1 protein-coding gene is annotated in these 344 nt (G+C 42.4%); it reads left to right on the top strand.

Annotated features, from left to right (window positions below; genetic code table 11):
* Nucleotides 1–344: DDE-type integrase/transposase/recombinase (locus CALK_RS11755; RefSeq protein WP_034638467.1), on the top strand; the 344-nt coding region annotated here is incomplete at both ends.

The following is a 344-nucleotide window of genomic DNA, read 5'->3' as shown; positions in this document are numbered from 1 at the left end:
GTATTCATTGATCTTTATAATCGGAAAGTGGTAGGATGGGACCTCAGTGAATCTCTGGAGGCGGAATCAAGCATAACAGCCTTTAACCGGGCCTATTGGAAAAGAAAGCCCGCAAAGGGGCTGATTGTTCACAGTGACAGAGGTGTGCAGTATGCTTCAAATGAGTTCCGCAAAACTCTCAAAATGTTTAGATGCAAACAGAGTATGAGTCGCAAAGGAAATTGCTGGGATAACGCCGTGGCAGAAGCATTTTTTGCAACACTTAAGAAGCGAATGATATATCACAGGAAGTATGAGACAAAGGAGGAGTTACAACGGGATCTATTTTGGTACATTGAGATTTA

The sequence above is a fragment of the Chitinivibrio alkaliphilus ACht1 genome (assembly GCF_000474745.1).
Lineage (GTDB): Bacteria > Fibrobacterota > Chitinivibrionia > Chitinivibrionales > Chitinivibrionaceae > Chitinivibrio > Chitinivibrio alkaliphilus.
The sequence above is the reverse complement of the archived record's forward strand: the minus strand, read 5'-3'. Positions and strand labels throughout refer to the sequence as shown.